The 18,209-nt window shown below is 69.4% G+C and carries 16 protein-coding genes; 13 read left to right on the forward strand and 3 right to left on the reverse strand.

What is annotated here, in order from left to right:
• Positions 1 to 7: 7 nt before the first annotated feature.
• From HQN59_RS17450 to HQN59_RS17460, 3 genes are all read right to left on the reverse strand, one after another.
• Positions 8 to 2,143, reverse strand: coding sequence for a 3-hydroxyacyl-CoA dehydrogenase NAD-binding domain-containing protein (locus tag HQN59_RS17450; protein WP_176070392.1), 2,136 nt, complete (start codon positions 2,141 to 2,143; stop codon positions 8 to 10).
• 25 nt (positions 2,144 to 2,168) lie between these two features.
• The gene (locus HQN59_RS17455) at positions 2,169 to 3,377 is read right to left on the reverse strand and encodes an acetyl-CoA C-acetyltransferase (RefSeq protein WP_176070393.1); all 1,209 of its coding nucleotides are present in this window, start codon (positions 3,375 to 3,377) and stop codon (positions 2,169 to 2,171) included.
• Positions 3,378 to 3,440: 63 nt separating this feature from the next.
• Positions 3,441 to 4,577, reverse strand: a complete 1,137-nt coding sequence (locus HQN59_RS17460; RefSeq protein ID WP_176070394.1) for an acyl-CoA dehydrogenase family protein — start codon at positions 4,575 to 4,577, stop codon at positions 3,441 to 3,443.
• 73 nt (positions 4,578 to 4,650) lie between these two features.
• On the opposite strand from HQN59_RS17460, the gene HQN59_RS17465 reads away from it, so the two are divergent.
• From HQN59_RS17465 to panB, 13 genes are all read left to right on the forward strand, one after another.
• Positions 4,651 to 5,367 (forward strand): TetR/AcrR family transcriptional regulator, encoded by a 717-nt coding sequence (locus tag HQN59_RS17465; RefSeq protein ID WP_176070395.1) that lies wholly within the window; start codon positions 4,651 to 4,653, stop codon positions 5,365 to 5,367.
• Positions 5,364 to 6,989, forward strand: a complete 1,626-nt coding sequence (locus tag HQN59_RS17470) for a long-chain fatty acid--CoA ligase (protein ID WP_176070396.1) — start codon at positions 5,364 to 5,366, stop codon at positions 6,987 to 6,989. The genes HQN59_RS17465 and HQN59_RS17470 overlap by 4 nt, the downstream gene beginning before the upstream one ends.
• Positions 6,990 to 7,091: 102 nt before the next feature.
• Positions 7,092 to 7,841 (forward strand): electron transfer flavoprotein subunit beta/FixA family protein, encoded by a 750-nt coding sequence (locus HQN59_RS17475; protein ID WP_176070397.1) that lies wholly within the window; start codon positions 7,092 to 7,094, stop codon positions 7,839 to 7,841.
• Position 7,842: 1 nt separating this feature from the next.
• Complete coding sequence (locus tag HQN59_RS17480; RefSeq protein WP_176070398.1) at positions 7,843 to 8,784, forward strand: electron transfer flavoprotein subunit alpha/FixB family protein; 942 nt, start codon at positions 7,843 to 7,845, stop codon at positions 8,782 to 8,784.
• A 76-nt stretch (positions 8,785 to 8,860) separates the two neighbouring features.
• On the forward strand, positions 8,861 to 10,459 hold the full coding sequence (locus HQN59_RS17485) for an AMP-binding protein (RefSeq protein ID WP_246294985.1): 1,599 nt from the start codon (positions 8,861 to 8,863) through the stop codon (positions 10,457 to 10,459).
• A gap of 73 nt (positions 10,460 to 10,532) precedes the next feature.
• Positions 10,533 to 11,693, forward strand: a complete 1,161-nt coding sequence (locus tag HQN59_RS17490) for an acyl-CoA dehydrogenase family protein (protein WP_176070399.1) — start codon at positions 10,533 to 10,535, stop codon at positions 11,691 to 11,693.
• Positions 11,694 to 11,704: 11 nt separating this feature from the next.
• Complete coding sequence (locus tag HQN59_RS17495; RefSeq protein WP_176070400.1) at positions 11,705 to 12,880, forward strand: CaiB/BaiF CoA transferase family protein; 1,176 nt, start codon at positions 11,705 to 11,707, stop codon at positions 12,878 to 12,880.
• A gap of 40 nt (positions 12,881 to 12,920) precedes the next feature.
• Positions 12,921 to 14,291, forward strand: coding sequence for an MmgE/PrpD family protein (locus tag HQN59_RS17500; RefSeq protein WP_176070401.1), 1,371 nt, complete (start codon positions 12,921 to 12,923; stop codon positions 14,289 to 14,291).
• Positions 14,288 to 15,115, forward strand: coding sequence for an HpcH/HpaI aldolase/citrate lyase family protein (locus tag HQN59_RS17505; RefSeq protein WP_176070402.1), 828 nt, complete (start codon positions 14,288 to 14,290; stop codon positions 15,113 to 15,115). The genes HQN59_RS17500 and HQN59_RS17505 overlap by 4 nt, the downstream gene beginning before the upstream one ends.
• A 46-nt stretch (positions 15,116 to 15,161) precedes the next feature.
• On the forward strand, positions 15,162 to 15,950 hold the full coding sequence (locus HQN59_RS17510; RefSeq protein WP_038200640.1) for a citryl-CoA lyase: 789 nt from the start codon (positions 15,162 to 15,164) through the stop codon (positions 15,948 to 15,950).
• 11 nt (positions 15,951 to 15,961) lie between these two features.
• Positions 15,962 to 16,972, forward strand: coding sequence for a biotin synthase BioB (gene bioB / locus HQN59_RS17515; RefSeq protein WP_176070403.1), 1,011 nt, complete (start codon positions 15,962 to 15,964; stop codon positions 16,970 to 16,972).
• A gap of 9 nt (positions 16,973 to 16,981) precedes the next feature.
• On the forward strand, positions 16,982 to 17,368 hold the full coding sequence (panD, locus tag HQN59_RS17520; protein ID WP_176070404.1) for an aspartate 1-decarboxylase: 387 nt from the start codon (positions 16,982 to 16,984) through the stop codon (positions 17,366 to 17,368).
• Complete coding sequence (gene panB / locus HQN59_RS17525; protein WP_176070405.1) at positions 17,365 to 18,195, forward strand: 3-methyl-2-oxobutanoate hydroxymethyltransferase; 831 nt, start codon at positions 17,365 to 17,367, stop codon at positions 18,193 to 18,195. The genes panD and panB overlap by 4 nt, the downstream gene beginning before the upstream one ends.
• Positions 18,196 to 18,209 lie beyond the last annotated feature (14 nt).

The raw sequence follows: 18,209 nt of genomic DNA on the forward strand, positions 1-18,209 counted from the left end.
GGGGCCCTCAGCGCGCGAAGAAGGTCTTGCCTTCGGCGGCCATCGCGCGCAGGCTCTTCGGCGGCTCGAAGCGCGGGCCGTGGCGGCGTGCCAACTCGTCGCAGTCGGCCACGAAGGCGGCAACGCCGCGGCTGTGGATCTGTCCGATCGGGCCGCCAAGGCAGGCCGGGAAACCCCAGCCGAGGATGGCGCCGACGTCGGCGTCGATCGGCGCTCGCAGCACACCTTCCTCGAGGCAGCGCACCGTTTCGATGGACTGGACCGCCATCAGCCGCTGCTTGACCTCGGCCACGCCCGGCTGCACCGACGCCGGCTTCCACAGGCCGGCCAGGCCGGCCCACAGGTGCTTCGTGGCACCCTGCGGATACTCGTAGAAGCCCTTGCCGGCCTTCTTGCCAAGGCGGCCGAGGGCGCTGTCGACCATGCGCTCGCAGACCTCGTCGATGGCGCTGCGCTGGTAGGCCGAGCCCAGGTCGTCGGCGGTCTGGCGGCGGATGCGGGCCATCAGTTCGAGCGAGACCTCGTCGGCCAGGGCCAGCGGCCCCACCGGCATGCCGGCCATGCGGCCGGCGTTCTCGATCAAGGCCGGCGCCACGCCTTCGGCCAGCAGCGTCAGGCCTTCGCCGACATAGGTGGAGAACACGCGGCTGGTGTAGAAGCCTCGGCTGTCGTTCACGACGATGGGCGTCTTGCGCAGCGCCTTCACGAAGTCGAGCGCGCGGGCCAGGCAGGATTCGCTCGTCGCCTTGCCGACGATGACCTCGACCAGCGGCATCTTCTCGGCCGGCGAGAAGAAGTGCAGGCCGATGAAGTTGGCCGGCCGCGCCGAGGCCTGCGCCAGGCCGCTGATGGGAAGCGTCGAGGTGTTGCTGGCGAAGATGGCGTCGGGCGCGAGCTGGGCCTCGGCCTTGCGGGTCACGTCGGCCTTCAGGGCGCGGTCCTCGAACACGGCCTCGACCACGATGTCGCAGCCGTCCAGCGCCGCGAAGTCGGCCGTGGGGCGAATGCGGGCCGCCAGCGCGGCGCATTTCTCGGCGCTCAGGCGGCCCTGCTCGGCCTGCTTGGCCCAGCGCGCCTCGCCATAGGCCTTGCCGCGCGCCGCGAGCTCGGACGTGGTGTCCAGCAGCACCACATCGAGCCCGGCCTCGGCCGCCGCGCAGGCGATGCCGGCACCCATCATGCCGGCGCCGAGGATGCCGACGCGGCGGTAGCTGGCCGGCGGCACGCCCTTGGGCCGGGCGGCGAGCTTGTTGGCTTCGCCGATGCCGAAGAACAGCGTGCGGATCATGTTCTTCGACACCGGGCCGACGGTGAGCTTGACGAACTCGCGCCCCTCGATCTTCAGGGCGGTGTCGATGTCGACCTGGCAGCCGTTGTAGACGCAGCTCATGATCGCTTCGGGCGCCGGATAGTTGCCGAAGGTCCTGGCGCGCAGCAGCGCATTGCCGGCGGTGAAGGTCTCGTATCCGGCGGGGCTTTGCACCGGACCGCCGGGAAGCTTGAAGCCCTTGCGGTCCCAGGGCTGGACCGCGTCCTCGGGCTTCGCCGCCAGCAGCCAGGCGCGTGCGCGCGCCAGCAGTTCGGCCGGCGGCACGACCTCGTCCACCATGCCGGCCTTCAGCGCCTGCGCCGGCGAGACCTTCTTGCCTTCCAGCAGGTAGGGCAGGGCGGGCCGGATGCCGATCAGCCGCGGCAGACGCTGCGTGCCGCCGCCGCCGGGCAGCAGGCCCAGGCCCACCTCGGGCAGGCCGATCTGCGCCTTCGGGTTGTCGGCGGCGATGCGGCGGTGGCAGCTCAGCGCCACCTCGTAGCCGCCGCCCAGCGCGCTGCCGTTGAGCGCCGCGACGAAGGGCTTGCCGCTCTTCTCGATGCCGCGCATCAGGGCGTGCAGCTCTTCGGTGAAGCGGGTCATGGCCTGCGCGTCGCTGAAGGCCAGCAGCATGTTCAGGTCGCCGCCGGCGATGAACTCCGGCTTGGCCGAGGTGACGATCACGCCCTTGACGGCGGGATCGACGATGGCGCGCCGCACCGCGGCCGCATAGGCGGCCATCGAGGCCGCGTTGAGGACGTTCATCGGCGCATCGCTCATCTGCCACGTCAATGTGGCGATGCCGTCGGCGCCTGCTTGGTAGTCGATGCTCATGGTGAGGATTCCCGATCGGCGCGGTTCAGACGCGCTCGATGATGGTGGCGGTGCCCATGCCGGCGCCCACGCACAGCGTGGCCAGCCCGGTGGCAAGGTTGCGGCGCTCGAGCTCGTCGAGCAGGGTGCCGAGGATCATGGCCCCGGTGGCACCCAGTGGATGGCCCATCGCGATGGCACCGCCGTTGACGTTCATGCGCGCGTGCGGCACGTTCATCACCTCCATGAAGCGCAGCACCACCGATGCGAAGGCCTCGTTGAGCTCGAACAGATCGATGTCGGAGCAGGACATGCCGGCGAGCTTGAGCGCCTTCTCGGCCGAGAACGACGGGCCGGTGAGCATGATGGTCGGCTCGCTGCCGACGGAGGCGAACGAGCGGATGCGCGCGCGCGGCTTCAGGCCCAGCCGCTGGCCGACCTCGGCGTTGCCGATCAGCACGGCGGCCGCGCCGTCGACGATGCCCGAGGAGTTGCCGGCGTGGTGCACGTGTTCGATGCGTTCGAGCTGCGGGTAGCGCTGCAGCGCCACCGCGTCGAAGCCGGCACGCTCGCCCTGGAGCTTGAACGAGGGTTCGAGCTTGGCCAGCGATTCGATCGTGGTATCGGGGCGCATGTGTTCGTCGCGGTCCAGCACCACCAGGCCGTTGACGTCGCACACCGGGACGATCGAGCGCGCGAAGCGGCCCTCGGCCCACGCGGCGGCGGCGCGGCGCTGGCTTTCCAGCGCATAGGCGTCGACGTCGGCGCGCGAATGCCCGTACAGCGACGCGATCAGGTCGGCGGAGATGCCCTGCGGCACGAAGTAGGTTGGCAGCGCCACCGCCGGGTCGGCCGGCCAGGCGCCGCCGCCGGTGCCCATGGGCACGCGGCTCATGCTCTCGACGCCGCCGCCGACGGCCAGCGGCGACTGGCCCGACATCACCTTGGCCGTGGCCATGTTGCAGGCCTCCAGGCCCGAGGCGCAGTAGCGGTTGATCTGCACCCCCGGCGCCGACTCGTCGTAGCCGGCCACCAGCGCCGCGACGCGGGCGATGTTGGCGCCCTGTTCGCCGACCGGCTCCACACAGCCGAGGATAACGTCGTCGACCTGCGCGGTGTCGAGCCGGTTGCGATCGCGCAGCGCCTGCAGCGCGGTGACGGCCAGGTGGATCGGCGTGCTGCCGTGCAGCGCGCCGGAGGCGCGGCCCTTGCCGCGCGGGGTGCGCACGGCGTCGTAGATGAATGCTTCGGTCATGGGCTGATGGGGTTGGGGTGAGGGTGGGACGACGGCCCGCCGGCGCTTCGGCCGCGCGGCGCGTCACAGCGTGCGGCCGACGATCTCCTTCATGATCTCGTTCGTGCCGCCGTAGATGCGGGAGACGCGGGCGTCGGCATAGGCGCGCGCGATCGGGTACTCCCACATGTAGCCGAAGCCGCCGAACATCTGCAGGCAGTCGTCGAGCAGCCGGCAGTGCAGGTCGGTGGTCCAGTACTTGGCCATGGCGGCGGTCGCGGCGTCGAGCTGCCCGTGCAGCAGTTCGTCCATCAGCCGATCGACGAAGACGCGCATCACCTGCACCTGCGTCTTCCATTCGGCCAGGCGGAAACGGTTGTGCTGGAAGTCGATGATGCGCTGGCCGAAGGCCTTGCGCTCCTTGGTGTAGTCCAGCGTCCACTGCAGCGCGGCCTCGGCGCCGGCGGCTGCGCCGATGGCGATCTGCATGCGCTCCCAGGCCAGCTCCTGCATCAGCAGGACGAAGCCCTTGCCTTCGCCGCCGAGGATGTTGGCGGCCGGCACGCGCACGCCGTCGAAGAACAGCTCCGACGTGTCCTGCGCCTTCATGCCGATCTTCTCGAGGTTGCGGCCGCGCTTGAAGCCGGCCCGGTCGGTCTCCACCAGCACCAGCGAGGTGCCCTTGGCGCCGACGGACGGGTCGGTCTTGGCGACCACGATCACGAGGTCGGCGTTCTGGCCGTTGGTGATGAAGGTCTTCTGGCCGTTGACGAGGTAGTCATCGCCGTCTCGCAGCGCGGTGGTGCGCACCGCCTGCAGGTCGCTGCCGGCGCCGGGCTCGGTCATCGCGATGGCGCCGATGACCTCGCCACGCGCCATCGGCGGCAGCCAGCGCCGCTTCTGCTCCTCGCTGCCGTAGGCCAGGATGTAAGGGGCGACGATGTCCGAGTGCAGCCCGAAGCCGATGCCGCTGGCGCCGGCGCGGGCCACCTCCTCGATCAGCACGGCGCTGTGCAGGCGGCTGCCGCCGCCGCCGCCGTAGGCCTCGGGGATGGCGGGGCACAGCAGCCCGGCCGCGCCGGCCCCGCGCCACACGGAACGCGGCACGATGCCTTCTGCCTCCCAGCGCGCATGGTGGGGTGTGACCTCGCGGTCGAAGAAGCGCCTGACCTGCTCGCGGAAGAGGTCGTGCTCGGCGGTGAAGAGGGGGCGTTGAAGCATGGCGCTCGAGTGGCTCGAATTGTCGTTGCCTGGATTTTCGACCTAACGCTTGTTAGCTGGTATAGTGTAAGCGATGACGCAACAGGTGGATAGCCATCGACGGCAGGAAATCCTGAGGGCCGCAGCCAGCCTGTTCAGGCGGCAGGGGTTCGAGCGCACCTCGGTGCGCCAGATTGCGGTCGAACTGGGCATCAAGTCGGGCTCGCTCTTCTATCACTTCGCCACCAAGGAAGAACTCCTCGTCACGGTGATGGAAGAGGGCATCCGCGACGTGCATGCGTCAGTGCAGGAGGGCTTGGCCACCGAGTGCAGGTTGCCGGAGCAGTTGCTGGCCATGGTGCGCCGCCACCTGACCGCGCTGCTCGGGGCCAACCTGGACGCGCTGATGGTGTTGGTGTACGAGTGGCGGAGCCTCTCCGAGCCGGCGGTGCGGCGGGTGATGGCCTCGCGAAATCGCTACGAGGATCTCTGGGACCGCGCCATCCGTGCTGCTGCTGCGAACGGTTGGGTCGACTCCGATGTAGTTCTCGTGCGGCAGACCGTGCTCGGTGCGCTGAACTGGGCCGGGCAGTGGTATCGAGCGAGCAGCCGGCTGGGCGTCGACGGGTTGTCGACACGCATGTTCGCCATCCTGATGCCTGCGGTGCACGCGCAATTGGGCTGCGGATCACAGCAGGGTATCGCCCGCGGCGCTTGTGTCGCCGATCTTTCCGACGTTGTCGCCGATTGTTCGGGGCGGGCGGCGAGTTCCATCACACCACAGCTTCCGGCTGCCGAGGAGTTTCCATGACCGCAGTCTCAACGATGATGCGTGCGGCCCTGTCGCTGAACCACTTCCTGGATCGTGCGGGGCGGTATCACGCTGACGTGGAGATCGTGAGCCGCATGCCGGACAAGTCGCTGCACCGCCACACCTTTCGCGACTTCCACCGGCGTGCGCTGGCCTTGGCGGAGGTGTTGGTCGCGGCGGGTGTCCAGCCCGGCGACCGCGTGGCCACCTTGAGCTGGAATCACTACGCGCACCTCGAGTGCTATTTCGGCATTCCGGCTGCCGGCGCGGTGATGCACAACCTCAACTTGCGTCTGTTTCCGCATGACCTGGCGTTTATCGTCAACCATGCCAAGGACCACATCCTCATCGTCGACGACGTGCTGCTGCCCTTGTTGGCGCAGTTCTCGAAGGATGTGAAGTTCGAGCGCATCATCGTCGTGCCCTTGACAGGCAAGCCGGTTCCGGCCGGCTACGACGACTACGAGGAACTGTTGCGCAAGGCCAGCGGCCGCTTCGAGCCGGTGGCGGTGGACGAGCACGCGCCCTGCGGCATGTGCTACACGTCCGGAACGACGGGCCACCCGAAGGGCGTCGTGTATTCGCACCGTTCGACGGTTCTGCACACGTTGGTGGCCGCCCTGCCGGGTGCGCTCGGGGTGTCCGATACCGACACCGTGCTGCCGGTGGTGCCGATGTTCCACGCCAACGCCTGGGGCCTGCCGTACCTGGCAGTGTTCGTGGGGGCCAGGCTCGTGATGCCCGGGCCGCATCTCGACGCCGAGTCGCTGCTCGACCTGTTTCAGCGCGAACGCGTCACCATCACCGGCGGCGTCCCGACGATCTGGCTGTCGATCCTGCAGGCGCTGCGCAGCGCTCCGAGCCGCTGGGATCTGGTGCCTGGCATGCGCATGCTCGTCGGCGGCTCGGCCGCTCCGGAGTCGCTGTTCCGGGGCTTCGACGAATTCGGGCTCGAGGTCGGCACCGCCTGGGGCATGACCGAGACTTCACCGCTGGGCACGGTGTCGGCGCTGACGGCGGCAATGAGGGCGCTGCCCGAGGATCAGCAGTATGCGTTGCGCGTCAAGCAAGGGCGTGCCGCACCTCTCGTCGAGATCCGGCTGATCGGCGAGCAAGGCGAGGTCGCCTGGGACGGGCAGTCGGCCGGCGAAATCCAGGTTCGCGGTCCATGGATCACCGGCAGCTACCACGAGATGCCGGTCAGAGAGAGCAGCTTCACGGCCGATGGCTGGCTGCGAACCGGAGACGTGGGCTGCATCGACGAGCACGGCTTCCTGCGTCTGACCGACCGCACCAAGGACCTGATCAAAAGCGGCGGCGAGTGGATCAGTTCGGTCGATCTGGAGAATGCGATCATGGGCCACCCGGCGGTGCTGGAAGCCGCCGTGATCGCCGTGCCGCACCCGCGCTGGGCTGAGCGGCCGCTGGCCGTCATCGTGTTGCGGCCCGGCATGTCGGCCACCGCCGAAGAGATCCAGCAGTACGGTTCGCGCACGTTCGCGAAGTGGCAGGTGCCGGATGCCTACGAGTTCGTTGCGGAGATTCCCCGCACGTCCACGGGCAAGTTCCTGAAGACCAAGCTGCGTGACATGTACAAGGACTGGGCCTGGCAGGGTGCTTGAAGGTCCGCCGGCATCACCCTGGGGCAGCCTGGGCCGTGCAGATCTGCGTGCCGCGTTTATCCTGGTTCGCCATTTGCGTTCAACGATAGGAGTGTTTTTGAAGTGAAGATTCTCGTCGCCGTGAAACGGGTTCTGGACTACAACGTCAAGGCCCGAGTGAAGTCCGATGGTTCGGGGGTCGACCTCGCGAACCAGAAGCTGTCGATGAACCCCTTCGACGAGATCGCCTGTGAAGAGGCGGTGCGTCTGAAGGAGGCCGGGGTGGCCACCGAGGTCATCGCCGTCTCGTGCGGTCCGGCGGGATGCCAGGAGACGCTGCGCAGTGCGATGGCGATCGGCGCAGACCGTGGCGTGCTGGTCGAGACCGACGGGGCGCTCGAGCCGCTGGCGGTGGCCAAGCTGGTGAAGCACGTCGCCGAGAAGGAGGGCGTCCAACTGGCGATCTTCGGCAAGCAGGCGATCGACGACGATGCCGGGCAGGCAGGGCAGATGTTCGCCGGACTGATGGGTTGGGGCCAGGCCACGTTCGCGTCGAAGATCAAGGTCGAGGGCGGCACCGCGCTGGTCACGCGCGAGATCGACGGCGGGCTGGAGAACCTGAAGCTCAAGCTGCCCGTCGTCGTGACGACCGACCTGCGCCTCAACGAGCCCCGCTTCATCACGCTGCCCAACATCATGAAGGCGAAGAAGAAGCCGCTCGAGGTGCTGAAGGCGGCCGATCTCGGACTCGACTTGGCGCCGCGCACGACGACGCTGCGCGTCGACGAGCCGGCCGCTCGCAAGGCGGGCATCAAGGTGGCCGACGTGGCGGAACTCGTCAAGCGGCTCAAGGAAGAAGCGAAGGTGCTGTGACATGACGATTCTGATCATTGCGGAACATGACGGCGCCGCGCTCAAGCCGTCGACCCTGAACACCGTGGCTGCGGCCGCCAAGATCGGTGGCGACATCCACGTGCTGGTGGCCGGCAGCGACTGCGCAGGCGCCGCCTCTTCCGCAGCCGCTGTGGCCGGCGTCGCCAAGATCCTGGTGGCCGATGCCGTCCACCTGTCGTCACAGTCCGCCGAGAACCTGGCAGCGGTGGTCGTGGCCTGCGTGCAGGGCGATTCGGCCTGCACCCACGTGCTGGCGCCTGCGACGCCGTTCGGCAAGAACGTGCTGCCGCGCGCGGCAGCACTGCTGGACAGTTCGCAGATCTCCGACGTCGTCGCGATCGAGGCGCCGGACACCTTCGTGCGCCCGTTCTATGCTGGCAATGCGGTGGCGCGAGTGAAGTCCTCCGACAAGGTGAAGGTGCTGAGCGTCCGCACCACCGCGTTCGATCCGGTCGCGACGACGGGCGGCGGCGCCACCGTGCAGGCCATCTCGGCGGGCGCCGACCTGGGCCTCTGCGAACTGCTGGGCCGACAGGTTGTCAAGCTCGAGCGCCCGGATCTGACGGCCGCTTCGATCATCGTCTCGGGCGGACGGGGTCTGGGCTCGGCCGAGAAGTTTCGCGAAGTGCTTGAGCCGATGGCCGACAAACTGGGCGCGGCGCTGGGCGCCTCGCGGGCCGCTGTGGATGCGGGCTATGCACCAAACGACTACCAGGTGGGCCAGACGGGCAAGATCGTTGCGCCGCAGCTCTACGTGGCGGTTGGCATTTCAGGCGCGATCCAGCACTTGGCAGGCATGAAGGACAGCAAGGTCATCGTGGCGATCAACAAGGACCCCGATGCGCCGATCTTCCAGGTGGCCGACTATGGGCTGGTGGCCGATCTGTTCACGGTGGTGCCGGAATTGACCGGAGCGGTCTGAACGGCCTGCAGTCCGCAGCCGAGCGCGGGGATGTTTCGGCACCTGTCGGCTCGCTCCTCTGATATGGAGACAAACCTTGTCCAAGTCGAACGCTTCCACGGTCACTGCCGGGGTCCCCGGCCCCGGGCAGATCGCTCGCGTCACCATCGGGGACTTCCTGCGCCGCTGCGCGGCTCGTGACAGAGCCAAGACGGCGTTCGTCCTCGGGGATGCGCGGCTTTCCTATGGGGACTTCAATGACCAGGTGACCCGCTGTGCCAATGCGTTCCTGGCCAGCGGTCTTAGATCAGGCGATCGTGTTGCCACGCTGTGCGGCAATTCGCTGCAGTTCCTCATTGCGATGTTCGGCATCCATCGGGCCGGTCTGGTGTGGGTGCCCATCAACATTGGCCTGGGCGGCGACGACGTCCGGTTCATCCTCGAGCATTCGGAGTCGCGTTTCGTCCTGGTCGACGCGGCGCTCATCGCCCGCCCCGAGTTGGCAAGGCTGCTCGCTGCCACGCCCGGGCGCGGTTGGGTGCTCGAAGGGGCTGGCCAGGCCGACTTCGGAGCGTTCGCACAGGCAATTTCGCAGCAGCCGGTCGTGGAGCAGGAGGTCGAGATCCACGACCGCGACGTGGCGCAGATCATGTACACGAGTGGGACCACGGGGCGGCCGAAGGGCGTCATGCAGAGCCATCTCTCGGTGGTCATGGCGGCAATGAACAATGCCATCGAGTTCGGCCTGTGGCGCGACGCGATCTGCAATGCGACCTTGCCGCTGTTTCATTGCGCACAGCACACGCTGGTCTGCGGGCTGCTGGCCGCCGGCGGTACGGCGATCGTCACCAAGAGCTTCGACCCTGGCCAGATGCTCGAGATCATCGAGCGGGAGCGGTTGACCTTCTTCATGGGCCTGCCCTTGATGCATCAGGCGTTGCTCGAGCATCCGTCACGACCCGGGCGCGACCTGTCTAGCCTGCGCATGTGCATGTATGCGATGGCGCCCATGCCCGAAACCCTTTTGCGCCGATTGATCGCCGAGATCTGTCCGAACTACATGCTGGGGACCGGGCAGACCGAGATGTACCCGCTGACCGTGGCGTTCCGGCCTGAAGAGCAACTCCGACGCTTCGGCTCGTACTGGGGCGTCAGCGCGATGATCAACGATACCGCCGTCATGGACGATGCGGGAAATCTGCTTGGCGACGGAGAGGTTGGCGAGATCGTGCACCGAGGCCCGAACGTGATGGAGGGCTACTTCAAGAACCTGAAGGCCACGGATGAGGCGCGTGCCCACGGTTGGCACCACACCGGCGACCTCGGCATGTGGGTCGACGCTCAGCTCATGTTCAAGGACCGCAAGAAGGACATGATCAAGACCGGCGGGGAGAACGTGCCGTCGATCAAGGTCGAGGCGGTGCTGCTGCGACATCCGGCGGTGGCGAATGCGGCGGCGATCGGACTGCCGCATGCGCGTTGGATCGAAGCAGTGACGGCGGTGGTGGTCAGACGCCCTGGCGCGGAGGTCAGCGAGGAGGAACTGCTGCAGCACTGCCGCGAACATCTGGGCGGCTTCGAGGTGCCCAAGGCCGTGGTGTTCGTCGATGCACTGCCGATGACCAGCACGGGCAAGATCCAGAAGCATCCGCTGCGCCAGCAACTGCAGACCCTCTATGCCGACCGCGCCGGATGAGTCGGTCGGGGCTTCTTGGTCTAACGTTTGTTAGATTAAAGTACGCGTCTCGCGCTTCGCCATCCCCCATTTCATGACCGCTACTGCAGAACGTCACCCAGAGCTCCGCGCTGCGTTGAGAGACCTGTTCAAGCGCTTCCCGGACGAGTACTTCCGCAAGGTCGACGCGGCGCGCGGCTACCCCGTGGAGTTCGTCGACGCGCTCACCGAGGCCGGCTGGCTGGCGGTGATGATTCCGGAGGAATACGGCGGCGCCGGCCTGGGCTTGGCAGAGGCCTCGGTGGTGATGGAGGAGGTGAACCGCTGCGGCGGCAACGCCGGCGCCTGCCATGGCCAGATGTACAACATGGGCACGCTGCTGCGCCACGGCTCGGTGGAACAGAAACGCCGCTATCTGCCCGGCATCGCCAGCGGCAAGCTGCGCCTGCAGAGCATGGGCGTCACCGAGCCCAGCACCGGCACCGACACCACCCAGCTCAAGACCACCGCGCTGCGCCGCGGCGATCGCTACGTCGTCAACGGCCAGAAGGTGTGGATCTCGCGCGTGCAGCACAGCGACCTGATGATCCTGCTGGCGCGCACCACGCCGCTGGCAGAGGTGAAACGCAAGTCCGAGGGCATGTCGATCTTCATCGTCGACCTGCACCAGGCTGTCGGCAAAGGCATGACAGTGCGCCCGATCCCGAACATGGTCAACCACGAGACCAACGAACTGTTCTTCGAGAACCTGGAGATCCCGGCCGAGAACCTGATCGGCGAGGAGGGCAAGGGCTTCAAGTACATCCTCGACGGGCTCAACGCCGAGCGTACGCTGATCGCGGCCGAGTGCATCGGCGACGCGCGCTGGTTCGTCGCGCGCAGCGCGGCCTATGCGCGCGAGCGGCGCGTGTTCGACCGCCCGATCGGCCAGAACCAGGGCGTGCAGTTCCCGATCGCCGAGAACCACATCGAGACCGAGGCCGCCGACCTGATGCGCTGGCGCGCCTGCGACCTCTTCGACGCGCACCAGCCCTGCGGTGCCGAGGCCAACATGGCCAAGTACCTCGCCGCCAAGGCGTCGTTCGAGGCCGCCAACGTGGCCATCCAGACGCACGGCGGCTTCGGCTTCGCCTGCGAATACGACGTGGAGCGCAAGTTCCGCGAGACGCGGCTGTACCAGGTGGCGCCGATCTCGACCAACCTGATCCTGTCGTACGTGGCCGAGCATGTGCTCGGGCTGCCGCGCTCGTTCTGAAGGCCTGCACCATGCTTCCGTTGCAAGGGATGCTCGTCGTCACCCTCGAGCACGCCATCGCCGCCCCGTTCTGCACCCGGCAGCTTGCCGACCTGGGGGCGCGCGTGATCAAGGTCGAGCGCCCCGGCGAAGGGGACTTCGCGCGCGCCTACGACACGCGTGCGAAAGGCTCGGCCTCGCACTTCGTGTGGTGCAACCGCGGCAAGGAGAGTCTGACGCTCAACCTCAAGCATGCCGCCTCGCGTGCAGTGCTCCAGGAACTGGTGGAACGCGCCGACGTGCTGGTGCAGAACCTGGCGCCGGGCGCTGCGGCGCGCATGGGCCTGGACCACGCGAGCCTCGCGCCGCGCAATCCGAAGCTCGTGGTCTGCGACATCTCGGGCTACGGCGACGGCGGGCCGTTCACCGAGAAGAAGGCCTACGACCTGCTGATCCAGAGCGAATCGGGCTTCGTGTCGGTGACCGGCACGCCGGAGCAGCCGTCCAAAGCGGGCCTGTCGATCGCCGACATCGCCGCCGGCATGTACGCCTACAGCAGCGTGCTGGCGGCGCTCCTCGAGCGATGGCGCACCGGGCGCGGCAAGCGGCTCGAGATCTCGATGCTGGAGGCGATGTCCGAGTGGATGGGCTTCCCGCTCTACTACACGCTCGACGGCCAGCCTCCGCCGCCGCGCGCCGGCGCCTCGCACGCGGCGATCTACCCCTACGGCCCGTTTGCCTGCGGCGACGGGCGCAAGGTCGTGCTCGCGGTGCAGCACGACCGCGAATGGGCCACCTTCTGCGACAAGGTGCTGCACAGGCCGGAGCTGGCCGGGCAGTACAAGGGCAATGCCAAGCGCCTGGCCGAGCGCGAGACGCTGCGCGAGGTCATCGAGCAGGTGTGCGCGGGCCTCACCGGCGAACAGCTCGTCGAACGACTGGAGGATGCGCAGATCGCGTACGGCCGCCTCAACGAGATGGCCGATCTGTGGCAGCACGCGCAGCTCCGCGCCCGTGCGCGTTGGACCGAGATCGGCACCCCCGGCGGTCCGGTGCCGGCGCTCTACCCACCGCACCACGTGGCCGGCGAGGCGCCGCCGCCGATGGGGTCGGTGCCGGCACTGGGTGCGCATACCGACGCCATCCTGGCCGAGCTCGGGCGCTCTGCCGACGAGATCGCACGGCTGCGGGCCGAGCGCGCCGTCTGAACGCTGGATCGAACGCACAGCGGCGCAAGCGGAGACCGAAATGAACGACCACCCGTCGGCCACGCTGGCCGCCTTCGCCGCCACGCTGCGCGTGCAGGATATCCCGGCGCCGGTGGTGCGCCGCACTGAGGACTTGTTCCTCGACTGGTTGGGCTCCACGCTTGCGGGCAAGAGTGCCCGTGCGGTGCAGGCCATCGAGCGCTACGCGCTGGCGATGGGGCCCGCGCTGCGTGCCGGCGACGAGGGCGGGGCCGAGGTGCTGATCTCGCGCCGCCTCACGTCGCCGCACTTCGCCGCGATGGTGAACGCCGCGGCCTCGCATGTCGTCGAGCAGGACGACGTGCACAACGGCTCGGTGTTCCATCCGGCCGCGGTGGTCTTTCCGGCGGCGCTCGCCACGGCGCAGGCCATCGGCTGCAGCGGGCGCGAGCTGCTCGCGGCGTCGGTCGCCGGCTACGAAGTCGGCATCCGCGTCGGCGAATTCCTCGGCCGCTCGCACTACCGCATCTTCCACACCACCGCGACCGCCGGCACGCTGGCCGCCGCTGCGGCCACCGGCCGGCTGCTCGGCCTCGACGCCACGACGATGCTGCACGCGTTCGGCAGCGCGGGCACGCAGGCCGCTGGCCTGTGGGAGTTCCTGCGCGACGCGGCCGATTCCAAGCAGCTGCACTGCGCCCATGCGGCCTCGGCGGGCCTGGCCTCGGCCTGGCTGGCCAAGGACGGCTTCACCGGCGCGCGCCGCATCCTGGAGGGCGAGCAGGGCCTGGGCGCCGGCATGTCGAGCGATGCCGACCCGGCGCGGCTGGTCGCGGGACTCGGGCAGCGCTGGGCCACCGCCGAGACCTCCTTCAAGTACCACGCCTCGTGCCGCCACACCCACCCGAGCGCCGACGCCTTGCAGGCGCTGATGCGGCGCGAGCGCCTCGCCGCCGACGACATCGCCGCGGTGGCGACTCTGGTGCACCAGGGCGCGATCGACGTGCTGGGCCGCGTCGTCGTGCCGGCCACCGTGCACCAGGGCAAGTTCTCGATGGGCACCGTGCTCGGCCTGGTGGCGGAGTTCGGCCAGGCCGGCCTCGACGAGTTCGACCGCCACTTCCTCGCCCCGCGCGTGGCCGCCTTTCGCGACCGCGTGGCGATGCGGCTGGACGCCGAGGTCGACGGCGCCTATCCGCAGCGGTGGATAGGCAAGGTCGAGGTGCGCACCACCGACGGGCGCCTGCTGCACGCACGTGTGGACGAGCCCAAGGGCGACCCCGGCAACACGCTGAGCCGCGCCGAGCTGGAGGACAAGGCACGCCGCCTGGCTGCCTACGGCGATGCCGCCACGCCGGCGGAAATGGACGGCTTGATCGCCCGGACCTGGGCGCTGGCCGACACGCCGCGCCTCGGTCGCCTGCTGCCATGACGGCCCCGGCAGCGGCGCCGCGCGCCTACCTGTTCGTGCCGGCCGACCGGCCCGAGCGCTTCGCCAAGGCGCGCGCTTCGGGCGCCGACGCGGTGATCGTCGACCTCGAGGACGCGGTCGCGCCCGACGTGAAACCGCGCGCCCGCGACGCGCTCGCGACGGCGCTCGACGAGGCCGCTCCGCTGATCGTGCGCGTCAATGCCGCGGGCACGCCGTGGTTCGACGACGACCTCGAGCTATGCCGCCATCCCGGCGTCGCCGCCGTGATGCTGCCCAAGGCCGACGGGATCGACGCCGTGTGCCACGCGTTCGAGACCTCGTTCAAGGACGTGCTGCCCATCATCGAGTCGGCCCGCGGCATCGAGGAGGCGCGCGCGATCGCGCGCGTGCCCGGCGTGACCCGGCTCGCGTTCGGCAGCATCGATCTCGCCGTCGACCTGGGCATCGACTGCGCGCCCGACGGCGCGGAAGCAGAACTGCAGCCGTACCGCGCGCAGGTCGTGCTGGCATCGCGGCTCGGCGGCCTGGCTGCGCCGGCCGACGGCGTGAGCATCGCGCTCGACGACACCGCGCGCCTGCAGGCCGATGCCGAGCGCGCGCGCCGCATGGGCTTCGGCGCCAAGCTGTGCATCCACCCCCGGCAGATCGCCGTCGTGCAGGCCGCGTTCACGCCCGAGCCCGCGCGCGTGGCCTGGGCGCAGCGCGTCTGCGCCGCGTTCGCCGCCTCCGGCGGCGCGGCGGTCGCCGTGGACGGCCAGATGATCGACGTGCCCGTCGTCGAGCGCGCCCGGGCAGTGCTGCGCAGCGCCGGGCTGGCGGGCTGAGTTCTTCCCCTCCATTCTTCCTTCTTCGATTCACCGAGGACTTCCCATGCCCCGCAAGACCAAGCCGATCCGCTCCGACATCGCCTGGAGTACGCCCGACCGCATCGAGGTGCGCGGCCGCAGCCTGCCCGACGACCTGCTGGGCAACATCAGTCTCGGCGACATGGCCTGGCTGCTGCTCGTCGGCCGCATGCCGACGCCGCAGGAGTCGACCGTGTTCAACGCCATCGCGGTCACGCTGGTGGAGCACGGCATCACGCCGAGCGCGCTGGCGGCGCGCATCACCTACGCCGGCGCGCCCGAGTCGCTGCAGGCCGCCGTCGCCGCGGGGCTGTGCGGCCTGGGCTCGGTGTTCGTCGGCTCGACCGAGGGCACCGCGAAGATGCTCTACGAGGCGCTGCCGCCCGGCACCCAGGGCGCCGACCTGGAGAAGATCGCGCGTGATGTGGTGGCTGGCTACCGCGAGCGCGGGCAGATCGTGCCCGGCCTCGGCCACCCGCTGCACAAGCCGGTCGACCCGCGTGCACCGCGGCTGTTCCGGATCGCCGCGGACAACGGCTTTTCGCGCGACTACGTGCGGCTCGAGCAGCTGATCTGCGCCGAGGCCGAGCGAACCACCGGCAAGATGCTGCCCGTCAATGCCACCGGCGCCATCGGCGCGATCTGCTGCGAGCTCGGCCTGCCGTGGAAAATCGTGCGCGGCGTGGGCGTGTTCGCCCGCGCGATCGGGCTCGTGGGCCACATCCTCGAGGAAAGCAACAGCCCGATGGCCGTGGAGATCTGGCAGCGCGTCGAGGACGAGGCCACGGCGCACATCCGCCCCGGCGCGCGTTGAAGAGGTCGGCCATGAACGAGAGCGACTCCTTGTCCACCATCCGGATCGTGCCCCTCCGGCGGCACGCGCAGCCGCCCGCGGACCGAACCGAGGCACGCTGGCCCGTCGAGCGCGTCGAGGCGCTGTTCGCGCTGCCGTTCAACGACCTGATCCACCAGGCGCAGCAAGTCCATCGCGAGCACTTCGACGCCAACGAGGTCCAACTGTCCACGCTGCTGTCGATCAAGACCGGCGGCTGCCCAGAGGACTGCGGCTACTGCCCGCAGTCGGTGCACTTCGACACCGGCGTGGCGGCCGGCAAGCTGCTCGGCGTGGACGAAGTGGCCGCCGCGGCACGCGCGGCGCGCGCGCAGGGCGCCTCGCGCTTCTGCATGGGCGCCGCCTGGCGCGAGCCCAAGGACCGCGACATCGAGAAGGTGGCCGAGCTGGTGCGCGCCGTCAAGGCCGAGGGGCTGGAGGCCTGCTGCACGCTCGGCATGCTCAGCGAAGGCCAGGCACGCGCCCTCAAGTCCGCCGGCCTCGACTACTACAACCACAACCTCGACACCGCGCCCGAGGCCTACGGCCGCATCATCTCCACGCGCACCTATGACGACCGCCTGCACACGCTCGAGCGCGTGCGCGACGCGGGCATCGGCGTGTGCTGCGGCGGCATCGTCGGCATGGGCGAGTCGCGCCGCGAGCGGGCGGGCCTGGTCGCGCAGATCGCCAACCTCGATCCGTACCCCGAATCGGTACCGATCAACAACCTGGTGCGCGTCGAGGGCACGCCGCTGGCCGACACGCCCGCGCTCGATCCGCTCGAGTTCGTGCGCACGATCGCGGTGGCCCGCATCACGATGCCCCGCGCGCGCGTGCGCCTGTCGGCCGGGCGGCGCGAGATGAGCGACGCCGTGCAGGCGCTGTGCTTCCTCGCCGGCGCCAACTCGATCTTCTATGGCGACAAGCTGCTCACCACCGGCAACCCGGACTGGGAAGCCGACCAGCGCCTGCTCGGCGCGCTGGGCATGCGCACCTGCTGAGGGCCGGCCATGTTCCGCCACATGCTCACATCGAAGATCCACCGCGCCACGGTGACCGCCTGCGAGCTGCACTACGAGGGCTCCTGCGCGATCGACGAAGACCTGCTCGACGCCGCCGGGCTGCGCGAGAACGAGCAGGTGCACATCTGGAACATCGCCAACGGCGAGCGCTTCGTGACCTACGCGATCCGCGGTGAGCGCGGCAGCGGCATCGTGTCGCTGAACGGCTCGGCCGCGCGCCGTGCCGCGGTGGGCGACCTGATCATCATCGCCGCCTTCGGCTTGGTGGCCGAGGACGAGCTGGACCGACGGCGCCCGAAGCTGGTGTTCGTCGACGGGCACAACCGGATCCGGGAGTTGCGTTCGGACATCCCCGTGCAGGGGGTCGAGGCATGAACGCGTCGGTACCTGCCGCGCCCGCCGAGCGCAAGGCGGTGTCGCTGCTGCGGCTGCGCGCGATGCTCGAGGCAGGCGAGAAGATCGCGATGCTGACCGCCTACGACGCCGGGTTCGCGCGCGCGGCCGACGACGCCGGGGTCGACTCCCTGCTCGGCGGCGATTCGCTCGGCATGGTGGTGCAGGGCGGCTCGAGCACCGTGCCGGTCACGCTCGAGGAGGTGGCCTACCACGTGCGCTGCGTCGCACGGGGCCGCCGGCATGCCTGGCTCATCGCCGACCTGCCCTTCGGCAGCTACGAGGAAAGCCGCGAGCAGTCGCTGCGTTCCAGCGCGGTGCTCGCCCGCGCGGGTGCCCAGATGGTCAAGCTCGAGGGCAGCTGGGCGGCGGAGACGGTACGCTTCCTGGTCGAGCGCGGCATCGTGGTCTGCGCCCACCTCGGGTTGACGCCGCAGTCGGCGTCCGCCCTCGGCGGCTACCGCGTGCAGGGCCGCGACGAGGCCGCCGCCGACCGCCTCGCGAGCGAGGCGCGCGCGCTGGCGGATGCGGGCGCGGCGATGCTGGTGCTCGAGCTGGTGCCGGCGGCGCTGGCGCGGCGGGTGCAGCAGGAGAATCCGGCGCTCGTCGTGATCGGTATCGGCGCCGGCGGCGACGTTGCCGGCCAGGTGCTGGTGCTGCACGACATGCTCGGCGTGACGGCCGCGCCGATGCCGCGTTTCGTGCGCGATTTCGGCCGCGAGGGCGGCGGCGTCCGCGAGGCGGTGCGACGCTACGTCGCCGCCGTGAAGGACGGCAGCTTTCCCGACGCGACGCTGCACACGTACTGAACTGCATCGAGCCG

It is taken from the genome of Rhizobacter koreensis (assembly GCF_013366375.1).
GTDB classification, from domain to species: Bacteria; Pseudomonadota; Gammaproteobacteria; order Burkholderiales; family Burkholderiaceae_C; genus Schlegelella_A; species Schlegelella_A koreensis.

Bases quoted from the DNA above. Each gene is read 5' to 3' on its own strand.
- HQN59_RS17450 (WP_176070392.1), bottom strand. From the start codon at position 2,143: ATGAGCATCGACTACCAAGCAGGCGCCGACGGCATCGCCACATTGACG.
- HQN59_RS17455 (WP_176070393.1), bottom strand. From the start codon at position 3,377: ATGACCGAAGCATTCATCTACGACGCCGTGCGCACCCCGCGCGGCAAG.
- HQN59_RS17460 (WP_176070394.1), bottom strand. From the start codon at position 4,577: ATGCTTCAACGCCCCCTCTTCACCGCCGAGCACGACCTCTTCCGCGAG.
- HQN59_RS17465 (WP_176070395.1), top strand. From the start codon at position 4,651: ATGACGCAACAGGTGGATAGCCATCGACGGCAGGAAATCCTGAGGGCC.
- HQN59_RS17470 (WP_176070396.1), top strand. From the start codon at position 5,364: ATGACCGCAGTCTCAACGATGATGCGTGCGGCCCTGTCGCTGAACCAC.
- HQN59_RS17480 (WP_176070398.1), top strand. From the start codon at position 7,843: ATGACGATTCTGATCATTGCGGAACATGACGGCGCCGCGCTCAAGCCG.
- HQN59_RS17490 (WP_176070399.1), top strand. From the start codon at position 10,533: ATGACCGCTACTGCAGAACGTCACCCAGAGCTCCGCGCTGCGTTGAGA.
- HQN59_RS17495 (WP_176070400.1), top strand. From the start codon at position 11,705: ATGCTTCCGTTGCAAGGGATGCTCGTCGTCACCCTCGAGCACGCCATC.
- HQN59_RS17500 (WP_176070401.1), top strand. From the start codon at position 12,921: ATGAACGACCACCCGTCGGCCACGCTGGCCGCCTTCGCCGCCACGCTG.
- HQN59_RS17505 (WP_176070402.1), top strand. From the start codon at position 14,288: ATGACGGCCCCGGCAGCGGCGCCGCGCGCCTACCTGTTCGTGCCGGCC.
- HQN59_RS17510 (WP_038200640.1), top strand. From the start codon at position 15,162: ATGCCCCGCAAGACCAAGCCGATCCGCTCCGACATCGCCTGGAGTACG.
- bioB (WP_176070403.1), top strand. From the start codon at position 15,962: ATGAACGAGAGCGACTCCTTGTCCACCATCCGGATCGTGCCCCTCCGG.
- panD (WP_176070404.1), top strand. From the start codon at position 16,982: ATGTTCCGCCACATGCTCACATCGAAGATCCACCGCGCCACGGTGACC.
- panB (WP_176070405.1), top strand. From the start codon at position 17,365: ATGAACGCGTCGGTACCTGCCGCGCCCGCCGAGCGCAAGGCGGTGTCG.